At 74.5% G+C, this 15,521-nt stretch carries 16 protein-coding genes; 4 read left to right on the forward strand and 12 right to left on the reverse strand.

The features are described 5' to 3' along the window. Positions 1 to 57 precede the first annotated feature (57 nt). On the reverse strand, positions 58 to 2,193 hold the full coding sequence (ligA, locus tag FXF50_RS10785; RefSeq protein ID WP_148427073.1) for an NAD-dependent DNA ligase LigA: 2,136 nt from the start codon (positions 2,191 to 2,193) through the stop codon (positions 58 to 60). Positions 2,194 to 2,468: 275 nt separating this feature from the next. Here ligA and FXF50_RS30120 point away from each other — a divergent pair, with 275 nt between their 5' ends. Beyond that, complete coding sequence (locus FXF50_RS30120; RefSeq protein WP_148427074.1) at positions 2,469 to 3,134, forward strand: type II toxin-antitoxin system PemK/MazF family toxin; 666 nt, start codon at positions 2,469 to 2,471, stop codon at positions 3,132 to 3,134. A 126-nt stretch (positions 3,135 to 3,260) separates the two neighbouring features. Here the strand turns inward: FXF50_RS30120 and FXF50_RS10795 are convergent, their stop codons facing one another. The 9 genes from FXF50_RS10795 to FXF50_RS10835 form a co-directional block, all read right to left on the reverse strand. Next, positions 3,261 to 4,310: an ADP-ribosylglycohydrolase family protein gene (locus tag FXF50_RS10795; protein ID WP_148427075.1), complete on the reverse strand. Its 1,050-nt coding sequence runs from the start codon at positions 4,308 to 4,310 to the stop codon at positions 3,261 to 3,263. 26 nt (positions 4,311 to 4,336) lie between these two features. Then, positions 4,337 to 4,705 (reverse strand): VOC family protein, encoded by a 369-nt coding sequence (locus tag FXF50_RS10800; protein WP_187399618.1) that lies wholly within the window; start codon positions 4,703 to 4,705, stop codon positions 4,337 to 4,339. 35 nt (positions 4,706 to 4,740) lie between these two features. Beyond that, entirely contained in the window at positions 4,741 to 5,748 is a 1,008-nt protein-coding gene (locus FXF50_RS10805; protein WP_148427077.1) for a methionine synthase, read from the reverse strand. Positions 5,749 to 5,776: 28 nt separating this feature from the next. Beyond that, on the reverse strand, positions 5,777 to 6,850 hold the full coding sequence (mnmA, locus tag FXF50_RS10810; protein ID WP_148427078.1) for a tRNA 2-thiouridine(34) synthase MnmA: 1,074 nt from the start codon (positions 6,848 to 6,850) through the stop codon (positions 5,777 to 5,779). Between the two features lie 37 nt (positions 6,851 to 6,887). Beyond that, positions 6,888 to 8,063, reverse strand: a complete 1,176-nt coding sequence (locus FXF50_RS10815) for a cysteine desulfurase family protein (RefSeq protein ID WP_148427079.1) — start codon at positions 8,061 to 8,063, stop codon at positions 6,888 to 6,890. A 401-nt stretch (positions 8,064 to 8,464) separates the two neighbouring features. Next, positions 8,465 to 9,424 (reverse strand): electron transfer flavoprotein subunit alpha/FixB family protein, encoded by a 960-nt coding sequence (locus FXF50_RS10820; RefSeq protein WP_148427080.1) that lies wholly within the window; start codon positions 9,422 to 9,424, stop codon positions 8,465 to 8,467. A gap of 11 nt (positions 9,425 to 9,435) precedes the next feature. Next, positions 9,436 to 10,215, reverse strand: coding sequence for an electron transfer flavoprotein subunit beta/FixA family protein (locus tag FXF50_RS10825; RefSeq protein WP_148427081.1), 780 nt, complete (start codon positions 10,213 to 10,215; stop codon positions 9,436 to 9,438). A gap of 390 nt (positions 10,216 to 10,605) precedes the next feature. Then, positions 10,606 to 11,010: a hypothetical protein gene (locus FXF50_RS10830; RefSeq protein WP_148427082.1), complete on the reverse strand. Its 405-nt coding sequence runs from the start codon at positions 11,008 to 11,010 to the stop codon at positions 10,606 to 10,608. A gap of 2 nt (positions 11,011 to 11,012) precedes the next feature. Then, positions 11,013 to 11,810: a GNAT family N-acetyltransferase gene (locus FXF50_RS10835; protein WP_148427083.1), complete on the reverse strand. Its 798-nt coding sequence runs from the start codon at positions 11,808 to 11,810 to the stop codon at positions 11,013 to 11,015. A 41-nt stretch (positions 11,811 to 11,851) separates the two neighbouring features. Here FXF50_RS10835 and FXF50_RS10840 point away from each other — a divergent pair, with 41 nt between their 5' ends. The 3 genes from FXF50_RS10840 to FXF50_RS10850 are packed head-to-tail and all read left to right on the forward strand — an operon-like array spanning position 11,852 to position 12,970. Continuing rightward, positions 11,852 to 12,238, forward strand: a complete 387-nt coding sequence (locus FXF50_RS10840) for a DUF202 domain-containing protein (protein WP_148427084.1) — start codon at positions 11,852 to 11,854, stop codon at positions 12,236 to 12,238. Next, positions 12,235 to 12,534, forward strand: a complete 300-nt coding sequence (locus FXF50_RS10845) for a DUF202 domain-containing protein (RefSeq protein WP_148427085.1) — start codon at positions 12,235 to 12,237, stop codon at positions 12,532 to 12,534. The genes FXF50_RS10840 and FXF50_RS10845 overlap by 4 nt, the downstream gene beginning before the upstream one ends. A 28-nt stretch (positions 12,535 to 12,562) precedes the next feature. After that, complete coding sequence (locus FXF50_RS10850; RefSeq protein WP_148427086.1) at positions 12,563 to 12,970, forward strand: PLD nuclease N-terminal domain-containing protein; 408 nt, start codon at positions 12,563 to 12,565, stop codon at positions 12,968 to 12,970. A gap of 27 nt (positions 12,971 to 12,997) precedes the next feature. Here the strand turns inward: FXF50_RS10850 and FXF50_RS10855 are convergent, their stop codons facing one another. Both FXF50_RS10855 and FXF50_RS10860 read right to left on the reverse strand, forming a co-directional pair. Further along, a complete protein-coding gene (locus tag FXF50_RS10855; protein ID WP_148427087.1) occupies positions 12,998 to 14,620 on the reverse strand; it encodes an acetolactate synthase in 1,623 nt (540 codons plus the stop codon). A gap of 107 nt (positions 14,621 to 14,727) precedes the next feature. Beyond that, entirely contained in the window at positions 14,728 to 15,501 is a 774-nt protein-coding gene (locus FXF50_RS10860; protein WP_107077603.1) for an enoyl-CoA hydratase-related protein, read from the reverse strand. Positions 15,502 to 15,521: the final 20 nt, after the last annotated feature.

Consider the following 15,521-nt stretch of genomic DNA (forward strand, 5'->3'; position numbering starts at 1 on the left):
ACAGTCACGAATCGGTCGTAGTCGTAATTAAGTTGGAATACGCGCCAGGCGCCGGGGTCAGCCCTCGATGCGGGCGACCTCCCGGGCCGCGTCCGGGCCGGACTCCAGCAGCACCCGGAAGCCCTCCTCGTCGAGGATCGGCAGCTTCAGGTCGGCCGCCTTGTCGGCCTTGGACCCGGGGTTGTCGCCGACCACCACGAAGCCGGTCTTCTTGGAGACCGAGCCGGTGACCTTGCCGCCCCGGCTCTGGATCGCCTCGGACGCCTGGTCGCGGCTGAACCCGGCCAGCGTGCCGGTGACCACCACCGTCACCCCGTCGAGCGGGCGCGGCCCCTCCTCGCCGGCCTCCTCGGCCATCCGTACGCCGGCCTCGGCCCACTTGCGCACCACCTCGCGGTGCCAGTCGACGGCGAACCACTCCTTGATGCTGGCCGCGATGGTCGGGCCGACCCCGTCCACCGAGGACAGCTCCTCCTCGCTCGCCGCGTCGATGGCCTCGACCGAGCGGAAGTGCCGGGCGAGCGCCTGCGCCGCGGTCGGGCCGACGTGGCGGATGGAGAGCGCGACCAGCACCCGCCACAGCTCGCGTTCCTTGGCCACGGCCAGGTTGTCGAGCAGCTTGGTGGCGTTGCTGCCCAGGCTGCCGTCCTTGTTGACGAAGAACGGCGAGCGGGAGAGCTGCTCGGCGTCGAGGTGGAACAGGTCGCCCTCGTCCTGGATGATCCCGGCGTCGAGCAGCGCGGCGGCCCCCTTGTAGCCGAGCACCTCGATGTCGAAGGCGCCCCGGCCGGCCAGGTGGAAGACCCGCTCCCGCAACTGCGCGGGGCAACTGCGCGAGTTGGGGCAGCGGATATCGACGTCGCCCTCCTTGGCCGGCGCGAGCGGGGTGCCGCAGGCCGGGCAGGTGGTGGGCATGACGAACGGGCGCGCGTCGGCGGGACGCAGGTCGACCACCGGGCCGAGCACCTCGGGGATGACGTCGCCCGCCTTGCGCAGCACCACCGTGTCGCCGATGAGGACGCCCTTGCGCTCGACCTCGCGGGCGTTGTGCAGGGTGGCCAGGGCGACCGTGGAACCGGCCACCCGGACCGGTTCGAGGACGGCGAACGGGGTGACCCGGCCGGTGCGCCCCACGTTGACGTCGATGTCGAGCAGCTTGGTGGTCACCTCCTCCGGCGGGTACTTGAAGGCGATGGCCCAGCGCGGCGCGCGGCTGGTCGAGCCGAGCCGCCCCTGGATGGAGACCGGGTCGACCTTGACCACCACGCCGTCGATCTCGTGCTCGACGTCGTGCCGGTGCTCGGCGTAGTAGGCGATGTATTCGGCCACCCCGGCCAGGTCGGGCACCACCCGCCAGCGGTCGCTGGTGGGCAGCCCCCACGCCTTGAGCGCCGCGTACGACTCGGACTGGGCCGCCGGCTGGAAGCCCCGCCGGGCGCCGATGCCGTGCACCACGAGACGCAGCGGCCGGGAGGCGGTGATCCGCGGGTCCTTCTGCCGGAGGCTGCCGGCGGCCGCGTTGCGCGGGTTGGCGAACGGGGCCTTGCCCTGCTCGACCAGGCTGGCGTTGAGGTCGGCGAAGCCGGCCACCGGGAAGTAGATCTCGCCGCGCACCTCGAGGAACTCCGGCACGTCGGGGAAGTCGTCGGAGGGGGTCAGCCGGGCCGGCACGTCCCGGATGCTGCGCACGTTGGCGGTGACGTCCTCGCCGGTGCGCCCGTCGCCCCGGGTGGCGGCCCGAACCAGCCGCCCCTTCTCGTAGGTCAGGTTGATGGCCAGGCCGTCGACCTTCAGCTCACAGAGGTAGGGCACCGGGCCGCCGGCGTCCCGCTCGACCCGCTCGGCCCAGGCGGCCAGCTCCTCGTCGGCGAAGGCGTTGTCGAGCGAGAGCATCCGCTCGGCGTGGGCCACCGGGGTGAAGTCGGTGGAGAAGGTGCCGCCGACGCGCTGGGTCGGCGAGTCGGGGGTGCGCAGGCCCGGGTATTCCTCCTCCAGGGCCTCCAGCTCGCGCAACTGCTTGTCGAACTCGGCGTCGGAGATGGTCGGCGCGTCCAGCACGTAGTAGCGGTACTGGTGCTCGGTGAGCTCCTGGCTCAGCGTCGCGTGCCGCTCCCGCGCCTCCGGGGTCGGTTCGGCGCCCGCCGCCGCCTCCTGCGCGGCGCTGACCGTCTGGGGAATCGCTTCTTCGGACACCCTGCCGCCTTCGGACACCGCTGTCGACCTCCCGTGATCGTGCTACCCCCGCACCGTAGCGGGCGGGCCCGACAACCGCCCCCGCCCCGTCATTCCGTTCCCCGTCGATCATGAGGTTGGCGGCGCCGAAGCGGACATTCCACCCCGCCAACCTCATGATCGACCAGCGGTCTCCAGGCCGCGGTCGGGGGTCGTGGTGCCGGGTGGTGGGGTGGTTGGCGTGCGAGGATCGCCGGGCGGTGGTTCGCCGGCACGGGTGAGAGGCAGGGGTACGGATGCGCGACGCGCTGATCTGGGCGGCGGTGATCGTGGGCTGCGTCGCGGCCGGCTGGCTGTGGGGCGAGTGGCGGCGCCGGGCCGCGAACCGGTCCTCGGAGGCGGGTCGGCGTGCGGAGGGCCGGGGCGGGGTGGACGACAGGTCCCGTCGTGGTTCCCGCGCCGGAACGGACTCGCGCAACGGCAGCGGCGCACGGCCCGGCCGAGGCGGCACCGGCCCCGGCGGTAGGCCGGGCGGCGGGCGCCCCGGTGGTGGATCGGGCGGCGGGCGCCCGGGTGGTGAACCGGCGCACGGGCGTACCGGCGCGACGCCGCGGCCGCGGGACGCCGGGCGAGGGCCGGCGACCGCACCCCGGCCCGGCGAGATCTGGTGGGCCGACGTGCCCTACGCCGACGGCACCGGCTCGAAGGTGCGCCCCTGCCTGGTGCTGCGGGTCGACGGCCGGGACGCCGACGTCCTGAAGATCACCAGCCAGGACAAGTCGGACCGGGACGACCACGTGCCGATCCCCACCCGCAACTGGGACCCGAACGCCGACCACGACAGCTTCCTGGACATCAGCGAGCCCATCCCGCTGCCCCTCGCCGCGTTCGAGGACTGCGCCGGCCCCTGCGACCCCGACCTCTGGCAGGCCATCCGCCGCCTCCCCCACCTGACGGCCTGACCAACTCCCGCCCCGCCGCGGTCCCGCGCCGCCCCGCCCCGCCCCGCCCCGGCCCGGCCCGGCCCGGCCCGCTGATCATGAGGTTGCCGGCCCGCTCCACGGCGTGTCGGCACGGCAACCTCATGCTCAATCAGGGCGACGGGCCGGGCGCGGTGGGCGCGGTTGGTCCAGCGGGGTGGACAGGGTTAGTAGTTGGTCGGCGTATTCGATGCGGGTGGACCAGGCGTCCGGCCAGGCCGACATGCCGTGGGCGGCGCCGACGAAGGCGCCGGCCAGGGCGGCGATGGAGTCCGAGTCGCCGGCCGTGGTGGCGCCGCGGGCCAGCGCGCCGACCGGGTCGTCGGCGTGCCGCGACGCGCAGAGCAGCGCGGTGGCCAGCGCCTCCTCGGCGATCCACCCCTCGCCGGTGAGCCGGCACGGGTCGCCGCCGTCGTCGGGGCGGGCCAGCGCCGCGTCGAGCCGGCCGAGCACGCGCAGGCACTCGTCCCAGCCCCGGGCGATGAACTCCTCCGGCGTGCGGTCGCCCGGGCGCTGCCACAGGTCGCCGAGCCAGTCGGCCCGGTAGACCGTGCGCTGGTCATGGGCCCGGTCGGTGAGCAGCCCGGGCAGGTCGGGCAGCTTGGCGCCGTCGCGCAGCAGCCGGACCGCGTACGCGGTCAGCTCGCTGGCCGCCAGGCCGGTCGGGTGGCCGTGGGTCAGGCCGGCCTGGAGCTGGGCCAGCCCGGCCAGGGTGTCGAGGTCGACGTCGAGCAGCCCGACGGGGGTGACCCGCATGTTGGCGCCGCAGCCCTTGGAACCCGTGACCGTCGCGTCCTGCCAGCGGGTGCCCCGCTCCAGCTCGGCGCAGGCGCGCAGGCAGGTCATGCCGGGCGCGCGGTTGTTGTCCGGGCTGACCGCCCAGTCGAGGAACCGCCGCCGCAGCAACGGCTCCACCGCCTCCGCCGTGAAGGCCGGCGCGTCGTGCAGCGCCCAGGCCACGGCGAGCGCCATCTGGGTGTCGTCGGTGACGAGCGCCGGGTCGCCGGTCAGCTCGCGGGGGCCGGCCGGACCGTAGCGGCGGACGATCTCGGCGACGGTGAGGAACTCGGTGGGCTTGCCCAGGGCGTCGCCGTAGGCGAGGCCGAAGAGCGAGCCGGCGGCGCGGCGCGGGGCGGAGTCGATCACGGTGGCGATCATGCCCTGCCCGCGCAAGACCCGCCAGGTCAGTCCCAGCAGAGGCAGAACGGGTGGCCGGCCGGATCGGCGTAGACCCGGAAGCCCTCCCCCTCGCCGGGCAGCCGGCGGGCGCCGAGGGCCAGCGCGGCCTTCTCGGCGGCCTCGATGTCGTCGACCGTGACGTCGAGGTGGAACTGCTGCGGCCGCTCCGGGTCGGGCCACTCGGGGGCACGCAGGTTGAGCGCCTTCTGGAAGGCGAGACGGGGCTGGTGGCCGGGCCGGCCGCCGAGCACCACCCAGTCGTCACCGTCGGAGTTGTCCTCGATCAGCGGGAGGCCGAGCAGCTCCGCGTAGAAGCCGGCCAGCGCGCGCGGATCGGGGCAGTCGATCACCACGGAACGCAGCTGTCCAATCATGCCGGTCATCCTGCCCCCGGCGTACGACAGGAAACCTAGTCCTCCTCGGCGAGCCGGCGGCCGGCGTCCCGGCAGGCGGCGAGGACCGTCCGCACGTACGCCGGGGTGGCCCCGGCCAGGCCGCAGGCGGGGGTGACCACCACCTGCTCGGCGAGCCGGCGCCGGGGGAAGCCGAGCTGGTCCCAGACCCGGCGTACCCGGTCGGCGACCTGGGCCGAGGTCGGCGCGCGACCGGCCGGCGGCGGCAGCGCGGGCGCGGCGCCGGCCAGCAGCCCGAGCCCGGCGTCGATGGCCTCGCCGAGCGGGTCCAGGTCGGTGACCAGGTCGAGGTCGAGGGCGACGCCGACGGCCCCGGCGGTGCGGATCAGGTCCAGCGGCACGTCCGGCGCGCAGCAGTGCACCACGGTGGGTACGCCGGCCGCCTCGATGACGTCGTGCAGCAGCGTGCGGGCCACCTCGGACCCGACCGCCCGGTGGGTGCCGAGGCCGCTCTCGGTGGGCACCCGGCCGGCCAGCACCGCGGGCAGCGACGGCTCGTCGAGCTGGAGCAGCACCGTGGCGCGGGGCAGTCGCCGGGCCACCGCCGCCACGTGCCCGCGCAGTCCCTCGCCGAGGGAGCCGGCGAGGTCCCGGACCGCGCCGGGGTCGCGCAGCAGCCGGCCGCCGATCGGCAGCTCCAGCGAGGCGGCCAGGGTGAACGGGCCGGTGGCCTGGACCTTGACCGGGCCGGCGTACTCCTCGGCCTGCTCGGCGAGCTGGTCGAGGTCGCGTTCCATGAGGTCGCGGGCGCGGCGCACGTCCCTGCCGGGCCGCGGGGCGATCCGCCAGCGGGCCGCGTACAGCTCGACGGGCAGCTCGACGAGGAGGCCGCCGGTGCGGCCGATCAGGTCGGCGCCGGGGCCCCGGGCGGGCAGTTCGGGCAGGTGCGGCAGGTCGGGCAGCTCACCGAGGACGATGCGCTGCGCCTCGGCGACGTCGGTGCCGGGCAACGACCCGATCCCCGTCGCCGTGCCCACTCCCCACGGCCAGGTCGTCTCACTCACCGCCGCAGCCTATCCAGCGCGCCGAGGTTCAGCCGGTGATGGTGGCCGAACCGAGCACGACGTCGCCGGCCGGATCCGGGCGGTACGCCACGATCGCCTGCCCGGCGGCCACCCCGCGGACGGGGCGGCGCAGGTCGGCATGCAGCCCGTCGGCGTCCAGCGACACGGTCGCCGGCACCACGTCGCCGTGCGCCCGCAGCTGCACCTCGCACTCGATCGGCCCGTCGGGGCGCGGGCCGCCGGTCCAGACCGGGCGGGCGGCCCGCACCTCGGCGACCTCCAGGGCCTCGGCCGGGCCGACCGTGACGGTGTTGGTCTTGGGGGTGATGGAGAGCACGTAGCGGGGGCGGCCGTCCGGCGCCGGCCGGTCCAGGTGCAGGCCGCGCCGCTGACCGACGGTGTACTGGTAGGCGCCGGTGTGGCTGCCCACCACCGCGCCGGTGAGCGCGTCCACCACCTCGCCGGGGGCCTCGCCGAGCCGCTGGGACAGGAAGCCCCGGGTGTCGCCGTCGGCGATGAAGCAGATGTCGTGCGAGTCCGGCTTGTCGGCCACCGCGAGGCCGCGGCGGGCGGCCTCCGCGCGCACCTCGGCCTTGGTCGAGTCGCCCAGCGGGAAGATCGACCGGTCGAGCTGCGCGCGGGTGAGCACCGCGAGGACGTACGACTGGTCCTTGGCCGCGTCGACGCTGCGGCGCAGCAGGCCGTCCGCGCCGAGCCGCGCGTGGTGGCCGGTGACCACGGCGTCGAAGCCCAGGGCCACGGCCCGGTCCAGCACCGCCGCGAACTTGATCTTCTCGTTGCAGCGCAGGCACGGGTTCGGGGTACGGCCCGCCGCGTACTCGGCCACGAAGTCGTCCACCACGTCCTCGTGGAACCGGTCGGCCATGTCCCAGACGTAGAACGGGATGCCGAGCACGTCGGCGGCGCGCCGGGCGTCCCGGGAGTCCTCCAGGGTGCAGCAGCCCCGGGCGCCGGTGCGGTAGGTCTGCGGGTTGCGGGCCAGCGCAAGGTGCACGCCGGTCACGTCGTGCCCGGCCTCCACCGCGCGCGCCGCCGCCACGGCGGAGTCCACCCCGCCCGACATCGCCGCCAGAACCCTCACCAGCCCACTCCCCTCGTCATCACCGAGGGTATCCGGGTCAGCGGGGGGCGCGGAGGGCGGCCGCGCGGCGGGCCCGCTCCACGGCGCCCGGCAGCGCGGCGATGAGGGCGTCCACCTCCGCCTTGGTGCTGGTGTGGCCGAGGGTGAAGCGCAGCGACGAGCGGGCCCGGTCGTCGTCGGCGCCCATGGCCAGCAGCACGTGGGAGGGCTGGGCCACCCCGGCCGAGCAGGCCGAGCCGGTCGAGCAGGCGATGCCCTGGGCGTCGAGGAGCAGCAGCAGCGCGTCCCCCTCGGAGCCCGGGAAGGAGAAGTGCGCGTTGCCGGGGAGCCGGTCGGTCGGGTCGCCGTTGAAGATCACCTCGGGGACCGCCTGCCGGACCCGCTCGACCAGGTCGTCGCGGAGCGCGGCGACCCGGGCCGCGTACTCCTGCTGGCCCTTCACCGCGGCCTCCACGGCGACCGCGAAGGCGACGATGCCGGCGGTGTCGAGGGTGCCGGAGCGCACGTCGCGCTCCTGGCCGCCGCCGTGCAGCAGCGGGGTGGCGGCGACGTCGCGGGCCAGCAGCAGCGCGCCGACCCCGGTCGGGCCGCCGAGCTTGTGGCCGGTGACGGTGAGCGCCGCCACGCCGCTGGCGGCGAAGTCGACCGGCACCTGGCCGACCGCCTGGATGGCGTCGGTGTGGAAGGGCACGCCGTGCTCGGCGGCGACCGCGGCCAGCTCGGCCACCGGCTGCACGGTGCCCACCTCGTTGTTGGCCCACATCGCGGTGACCAGGGCCACCCGGTCGCCGTGCGCGGCCAGTTCGGCGCGCAGCCGCTCCGGGTCGAGCCGGCCGGCGGCGTCGACCGGCAACCAGCCGACCTCGGCGCCCTCGTGCCCGGCCAGCCAGTCCACCGCGTCCAGCACGGCGTGGTGCTCGACGGCGCTGGAGACCACCCGGATCCGCTCGGCCCGGGCGGCGCGGCGGGCCCAGAAGATGCCCTTGACGGCGAGGTTGTCGCTCTCCGTGCCGCCCCCGGTGAAGATCACCTCGGACGGGCGGGCGCCGAGAACGGCGGCCACCCGCTCGCGGGACTCCTCCACCCGCCGCCGGGCGCGCCGGCCCGCCGCGTGCAGCGACGACGCGTTGCCCACCTCGCGGGCCGTGGCGACGTACGCCTCGAGTGCCTCGTCGAGCATCGGGGTCGTCGCCGCGTGATCCAGGTATGCCATCACCGTTCAGCCTAACGGCCGACGGGGGTGCCGCCGGATGCCGGACCGCCCGTCCCGGCGGGGCGGGGCCGCAGAGCCACATCGGACCGCACCGGGCGAATCTCCCGGGCGTTCCCGGGTACTTCCGAGATGTGGCCGATCCCCGGACGATGCGGGTGTTGTCCTTGGGTACGCTGAGCACGGCGTCGGGAGACCAGTTGCTGCCGATGCCCCCGAACAGTTCGACAACGAGCCCGCCCACTCCGGCGACGGTCCGCCGAGGGGCACCCTGACGGGCTGATCGGCGGGCCGGCTCAGCTCCCCGGCCCGCCGATCAGCTCCCTTCCACCGCACGGAAGGGTCCGCGACACACGCGAGCCGCCGCCCGGATCACCGGACGGCGGCTCGTGTCGTGACGGGGGTCACTTGCGCTTGCGGATCTCCTCGGCGGCCTGCGGGACGACCTTGAACAGGTCGCCGACCACGCCGAAGTCGGCCAGCTCGAAGATCGGCGCCTCGCCGTCCTTGTTCACGGCGACGATGGTCTTCGAGGTCTGCATGCCGGCCCGGTGCTGGATCGCGCCGGAGATGCCCAGCGCGACGTAGAGCTGCGGGGAGACGGTCTTGCCGGTCTGGCCCACCTGGAACTGGTGCGGGTAGAAGCCGGAGTCGACCGCCGCGCGGGACGCGCCGACCGCGCCGCCGAGCAGGTCGGCCAGCTCCTCGACCAGCTTGAAGTTGTCGGCGTTGCCGACGCCGCGGCCGCCGGAGACGACGACCGACGCCTCGGTGAGCTCGGGGCGGGAGCCCTTCTGCTCGGCGACCCGCTCGACGACCTTGGCCAGCTTGTCGGCGTCGGAGACCGACACGGTGAGCTGCTCGACGGCCGGGGTGGCCGCGGCCGGGGTCGGGTTGAGCGAGTTGGGCCGGACGGTGACCAGCGGCAGGCCCTTGGTGACCTTGGACTTGACGATGGTGGAGCCGGCGAAGGCGACCTGGGTGGCGGTGCCGTCGGCGGCCAGGGCCACCACGTCGGTCAGGATGCCGTTGTCCAGCTTGACGGCCAGTCGGGCGGCGATCTCCTTGCCCTCCTGGGAGGAGGCGAGCAGCACGGCGGCCGGCTGCACCCGGCGTACCAGCTCGGCCAGCACGGTGGCCTTGGGGGCCACCAGGTAGCCGTCGATCTCCTCGCCCTCGGCGGCGTAGACCTTCTCCGCGCCGTACTCGCCCAGCTTGGCGCTCAGCGCCTCGGCGGCGCCGGCGCCACCGAGCACGACCGCGCTCGGGGTGCCCAGCTCGCGGGCGAGGGTGAGCATCTCCAGGGTGACCTTCTTGACGCCGAATTCCTTGGTGGCTTCGACGACGACGAGAACCTCAGACATGTCCAGACCTCTCACACGAACTTCTCGGTGGCGAGGAACTCGACCAGCTTCACGCCGCCCTCGCCCTCGTCGGTGATCTTCTCGCCGCCGGAGCGCGGCGGGCGCTTGGAGTGCTCGAGCACGGCGCTGGTGGCGCCGTCGAAGCCCACCTCGGCGGGGGCGACGCCGAGGTCACCGAGGGAGAGCGTCTGCACCGGCTTCTTCTTCGCGGCCATGATGCCCTTGAAGGACGGGTAGCGCGGCTCGTTGATGGTGTCCCAGACGGAGACGACGGCCGGGGTCGAGGCGGTGACCACCTCGTAGCCCTCCTCGGTCTGCCGCTCGACGGTCAGGGTGGCGCCGTCGACGGTGAGCTTGCGCGCGCCGGTCAGGGCGGCCACGCCCAGCCGCTCGGCGATCATGTGCGGCATGACCTGGACCCGGCCGTCGGTCGACTCCGCACCGCAGATGACCAGGTCGGCGCCGAGCTGACCGAGGGCGGCGGCGAGCACCTTCGAGGTGGCCACGGCGCAGGACCCGTGCAGCGCGTCGTCCACCACGTGCACGGCCTTGTCCGGCCCCATGGAGAGCGCCTTGCGGATCGACTCGGTCGCCCGGTCCGGACCCATGGTCAGGACGGTGACCTCGCCGCCGTGCGCCTCCTTGATCTTCAGCGCCTCCTCGATGGCGTACTCGTCCATCTCGTTGATGACGTTGTTCGCCGAACCGCGGTCGACGGTGTTGTCGTCAGGACGCAGGTTGCGGTCCGCGCCCGAATCGGGCACCTGCTTGACGAGTACGACGATGTTCATCGCGCTTCGACGACCCTCCTGTTTGGTGTAGCGATCACTCGCCCGGTCACGGGCGCAGCCTCGCGCGTGACTTAACGTTCGGTCAACCGCGCGGGGCTGTGCAGTTGCCCACGGAGGCAATGTTACCCGCAAGTAGCATCCGCTCCCCGGGGCCCCAGAGTGACACAGCTCACCGCAGGCCGTCGCGCCGGGTAAGCTCCCGAAACAGGGAGGTGACGGATATGTCGGAAAAGCGCGTTTCGACGGAGGTGCGGGAGGCGGCCGCCGGCTCGCCTCCCGCCTCCCGGGCCTGCCGCCGGATGCTGGCGGACACCTACCGGTGCGCCTGCGGCCGGGTCCGTGACCGCTGCGTCCGCGCCAGCGTGCGGGCGGTCTGGTCGGCCGAGCCGGTCAGGCGGGCTCGGCCAGCGCGTGCCTGATCTTGTCGATCACCGCCGCCTCGGCGGGCGCGATCCCCCGGTGGGCCTGCGCCACGCGGTCGGCCGCGGCCAGCACCACCGACCGGTACGCCTGGACGTCCCCCGGCGACTTGGCCCGCAGGATCTCCACGGCCCGGCCCAGCGCCGGCAGCACGGTCGCCTCGATCTCCAGCGCCGAGTCCCGCGGCAACTGCGGCAGCGGGCCGGTGGTGAGCGCCTCCTTGACCACCCCGCTGGCGTCGCCCAGCGCCCCGGACGCGGCGATGCTCTCCCGCACCATGGCCAGCATCCCGGGCACGGCGTTGGACACCAGGAACACGGCCCCGAAGGCGCCGGTCTTGAGGGTGAGCTGCTCGTCCGCCGTCAACCGCTCCATGATCACGGAGTGTAGACGTAGGGGGTGGCCGTGGTGACCGCAACGAGCCCGAGCCGCTCCAGGATCGGCCGGCTGTCCGGCGAGCAGTCCACCTGCACCAGCGTCTTGCCGCGCTGCTCGGCCAGCCGCGCCCGGTACGCCACCAGCGCCCGGTAGACGCCCTTGCGCCGCCACTCCGGCAGGGTCGAGCCGCCCCACAGCGTGGCGAAACCGGTGTTGCGCAGGTAGCGCACCCAACCGGCGCTGACCACGGTGTCGCCCGCCTCGGCCACCACGATCGTGATCGACTGCGGGTCGGCCTCGACCTCCTTGGCCAGCCCGGTCACCAGGTGGCTCCGGTCCTCATTCCAGACCGCCTCCTCCATGGCGGCGATCCGTTCCAGGTCCTCCCGGCTGGTGACCTCGCGCAGGCGTACCCCCTCGGGCAGCACCGGGACGGCGGCGGCCAGGGCCGCGACCGGGCCGACCACGACGGTCTCCAGGTCCTCCGGCACGAAGCCGGCGGCGCGCAGCCGATCACCCAGGTCGGCCGGCTCGTCGTGCCCGTTGAGCTTCCACTCGGCCCCCTCGCCCCGGGCGCGGAAGAACTCGACCTGCCGGGCGATCAGGGCGTCCAGCTCAGCGCCGGTTAGCCCGTCCAGCGTCCGGTACGTGATGAAGCCGCGGTGGTCCAGGCCGAGGATCCGGACCAGCGGGCCGTCGCGGTCGACGGTCACCCCGGCCGGCAGCGGGTCCGGGATCTCCGGGCGGATCTGGGTGTCGTAGGCGTCGCGCAGGCTCCGCGCGTCAAGATCGGTCATCCCTTCAGGCTAGGCACCGGGCAAAGCGGATAATCGGCTCCGTGTGGGAGACGATCAGGCGGTGGTTCGACCCGCGCGAGCTGCGGTCGGTCGGCAGCACCCCGGACTACCGCTTCTCGCTGGCCAACGAGCGCACGTTCCTGGCCTGGCTGCGCACCGGGCTCGCGCTGATCGCGGGCGGGCTGGCCGCCGCGCAGTTCCTCCCCCCGCTCCCCCTGGCCCACCTGCGCGAGGTGATCGCCGTCGCGTTGCTGCTGCTCGGCGCCGCGGTGGCGGTCCGGGCGGTGGACCACTGGGCCCGCACCGAGCGGGCCATCCGGCTGGGCGAGGAACTGCCCGCCTCCCGCTTCCCGGCCATGCTGGCCCTGGTCGTCGCGCTGGGCGCGCTGCTGCTGGTGGCCGCCGTGCTGGCCCGGGGCCTCGGGTGAGCCGCGACCCCGGACTGCAACCGGAACGCACCCGGCTGGCCTGGCGGCGGACGCTGCTCGCGGTCACCGCGATCCTGGTGCTGGAGCTCCGGCTGGCGTTCACGGGCCGCGTGTTCGACGCGCTGCTGGCCGGGCTGGCGGTGGCCATCTGGCTGGGCGTCCTCGTGGTCGACTGGCGCCGGGCCACCGGCGCCGGGCCGCGGGCCGGGCAGCGCTGGTCGATCCCCCTGACCGCGCTGGCGGCGGCCGGGCTGGCGCTGATCGGCGTGCTCCGCGTGCTGCGCGGGCTGCGCTGACCGTCCCCCGTGCGCCATGATGTCCGGCATGGTTCGCCTCTACGGGCTGCTCTTCCTGGCCCAGATCGTGCTCGCCGTCTGCGCGCTGATCAGTTGCCTCTCCGCCGAGGAGGGGGAGATCCGCGCGCTGCCCCGGATCGCCTGGGTGCTCATCATCCTGTTCTTCCCGCTGGTCGGCTCGATCGCCTGGTTCGTCGCCGGCCGTGAGGCGGGCCCCCGGCCGGCCCGCACCGCCTGGCCGATGGGGAACGGTTTCTCCGAGCAGCACCGCCGGCGGCCGGTCGCGCCGGACGACGACCCCGAGTTCCTCTCCTCGCTCGCCGAGCGCTCCCGCAACGAGGACCAGGAGCGCCTCCGGCGTTGGGAGGACGACCTGCGCCGGCGCGAGGAGGAGCTGCGCCGCGGGCAGGACGATCGGGACCGGCCGGAGGTCTGAGCGCCGCCCGCGGTCGCGGTGTCGAGGTCAGGCCAGGTTCGACGAGCGGGGGTACGCGTCGGCCGCGTCGGTCAGCACGTTGACCAGGTACGGCACGCCGGCGTCGAAGGCGCGGGACAGGGCCGGGCCGAGGTCGGCGGCCTTCTCCACCGTCTCGCCGGCGCCGCCGAGCGCCTCGACCACCTTGTCGTAGCGCAGCCCGGGCTGGAGGTCGGCGGCCACGTCGTAGCCGTACATGGCCCGCATGGGGTGCTTCTCCAGGCCCCAGATGCCGTTGTTGCCGACCACGATCACCACGGGGAGCCGCTGGCGGGCCAGGGACTCCACGTCCATCAGCGAGAAGCCGGCCGCGCCGTCGCCCATGAGGACGCAGATCTGCCGGTCGGGGTGGCTGACCCGGGCGCCCATGGCGTAGCCCATGCCGGTGCCCAGGCAGCCGTACGGGCCGGGGTCGAGCCAGGTGCCGGGCTGGGCGGGCTCCAGGTACTTCCCGGCGTACGAGACGAAGTCGCCGCCGTCGCCGATGGTGATGGCGTCCGGGGCGAGCACCTTGCGCAGCTCGCCGTAGACCCGGGCCGGGCGGATCGGGTCGGTCTCGGCGGCCATCTCCGCCGCGTCGCGGGCCTTCGCGGCGTCCTCGGCCGTGCGCAGCTGCGCGATCCAGTCGGCGTGGTCGGCCCGGTCGCCGGGGTGCTCGGCGAACGCGGTGAGGATCAGCCGGAGGTCACCGGCGGGGGCGGCGGCCGGCTGGACGTGCCCGGCGCGCTGGCTGGGGGCGTCCACCACGTGCACGACCCGCGCGTCGCCGAAGTCGCCGAAGGCGAGCCGGAAGTCGAGCGGGGTGCCGACGACCACGACCAGGTCGGCGCCCTTGAGGGCGACCCGGCGGGCCTTGGCGAAGGCGAGCGGGTGCTCCGGCGGCAGCGCGCCCCGGCCCATGCCGTTGGTGAAGACCGGCACCTGGAGGGACTCGGCGGCGGCCCGCAGCGCCTCGACGGCGTCGCCCGCGTACACGTCGGACCCGGCGATGATCACCGGCCGGGACGCGCCGGCGATCAGGGCGGCGGCCTTCGCGACCTCGTCCGGGTCGGCCTCGATCGGGGCCGGCGGGGCGACCGTGGGCAGGTCGGCCTCGCCGACCGAGAAGACCGCCTCCAGGGGGAAGTCGAGGAAGGCCGGGCCGCGGTGCGGGGTGAGCGCGGCGGTGAGCGCCGCGGTGACCGCGCGCGGGATGTCGTCGGCGCCGAACACGGTCTCGGCGTGCTTGGTGACCGGGGCGACCAGCGGCAGGTGGTCCATCTCCTGGAGGCTGCCGGAGCCCCAGCGGAACTGCGGGGCCCGACCGCCCAGCACCAGCACCGGCGAGGCGTTGAAGAACGCGCTGGTCAGGCCGGAGACGCCGTTGGTGACGCCGGGGCCGGCGGTGAGCACGGCCAGGCCGGGGCGGCGCTGGAGCTTCGCCACCGCCTCGGCGGCGAAGACGGCGGACTGCTCGTGCCGGACGTCGTAGATCGGGAAGCCGGTCTTGTGCGCGGCGTCGTAGAGCGGGAAGACGTGCCCGCCGGAGAGGGTGAACATCTCCCGTACGCCGTGCGCGCGCAGCGCCGCGAGCGCCAGTTCGCCGCCGTGCCCCTCGACCCGTTCCGTCATCGCCACTTCCCTTCGTCATGACCGGAGTCACACGCTACTGGCCGGTAGGCGGGATGTGAACCGTTCTCGGGTCGGCGGCGGGTGGGCCGCCGACCCGGGCCGGCGGTTCAGCGGCCGGTGAATCCCGGCTTGCGCTTCTCCACGAACGCCGCCATGCCCTCACGCCGGTCGTCGGTGGCGAACAGCGCCGCGAAGAGCTGGCTCTCCCAGGCCAGGCCGGAGTTGAGGTCCATGTCCAGGCCGCCGTCGACGGCCAGCTTGGCCGCCCGCAGCGCCTGCACCGGGCCGGTCAGGTACGGCTTCACGTAGGCGACGGCGGCCTCGTAGACCTCGGCGGCCGGGACCACCCGGTCGGCCAGGCCGATCCGCAGCGCCTCCTCGGCGTCGACCATCCGGCCGGTCATGATCAGGTCCTTGGCGCGGGCCGGGCCCACCAGGCGGGCGAGCCGCTGGGTGCCGCCGGCGCCCGGGATGATGCCGAGCTTGATCTCCGGCTGGCCGAGCTTGGCGTCCTCGGCGACGATCCGCCAGTCGCAGGCCAGGGCCAGCTCGCAGCCGCCACCGAGGGCGTACCCGGTGATCGCGGCGACCACCGGCTTGGGGATCCGGGCGATCGCGCCCAGCGCGCTCGACAGATCGGCGGCCCGGTCGGCCATGTCCACGTAGGACATGTCGGCCATCTCCTTGATGTCCGCCCCGGCGGCGAAGACCTTCTCGCCGCCGTACACGATGACCGCGCGGACCTCCGCGTCGGCGGTGGCCGCCGCGGCGGCGGCGCGCAACTCCTCCTGCACCTGGGTGTTCAGCGCGTTCATCGGCGGCCGCTCCAGCCGGATGGTGCCGATGCCGTCCTTCACTTCCAGCCTGACGAACTCGCCCACGCTGCCCTCACTTCCTCGTC

This window comes from Micromonospora sp. AP08, from assembly GCF_008085935.1.
GTDB classification, from domain to species: domain Bacteria; phylum Actinomycetota; class Actinomycetes; order Mycobacteriales; family Micromonosporaceae; genus Micromonospora; species Micromonospora chersina.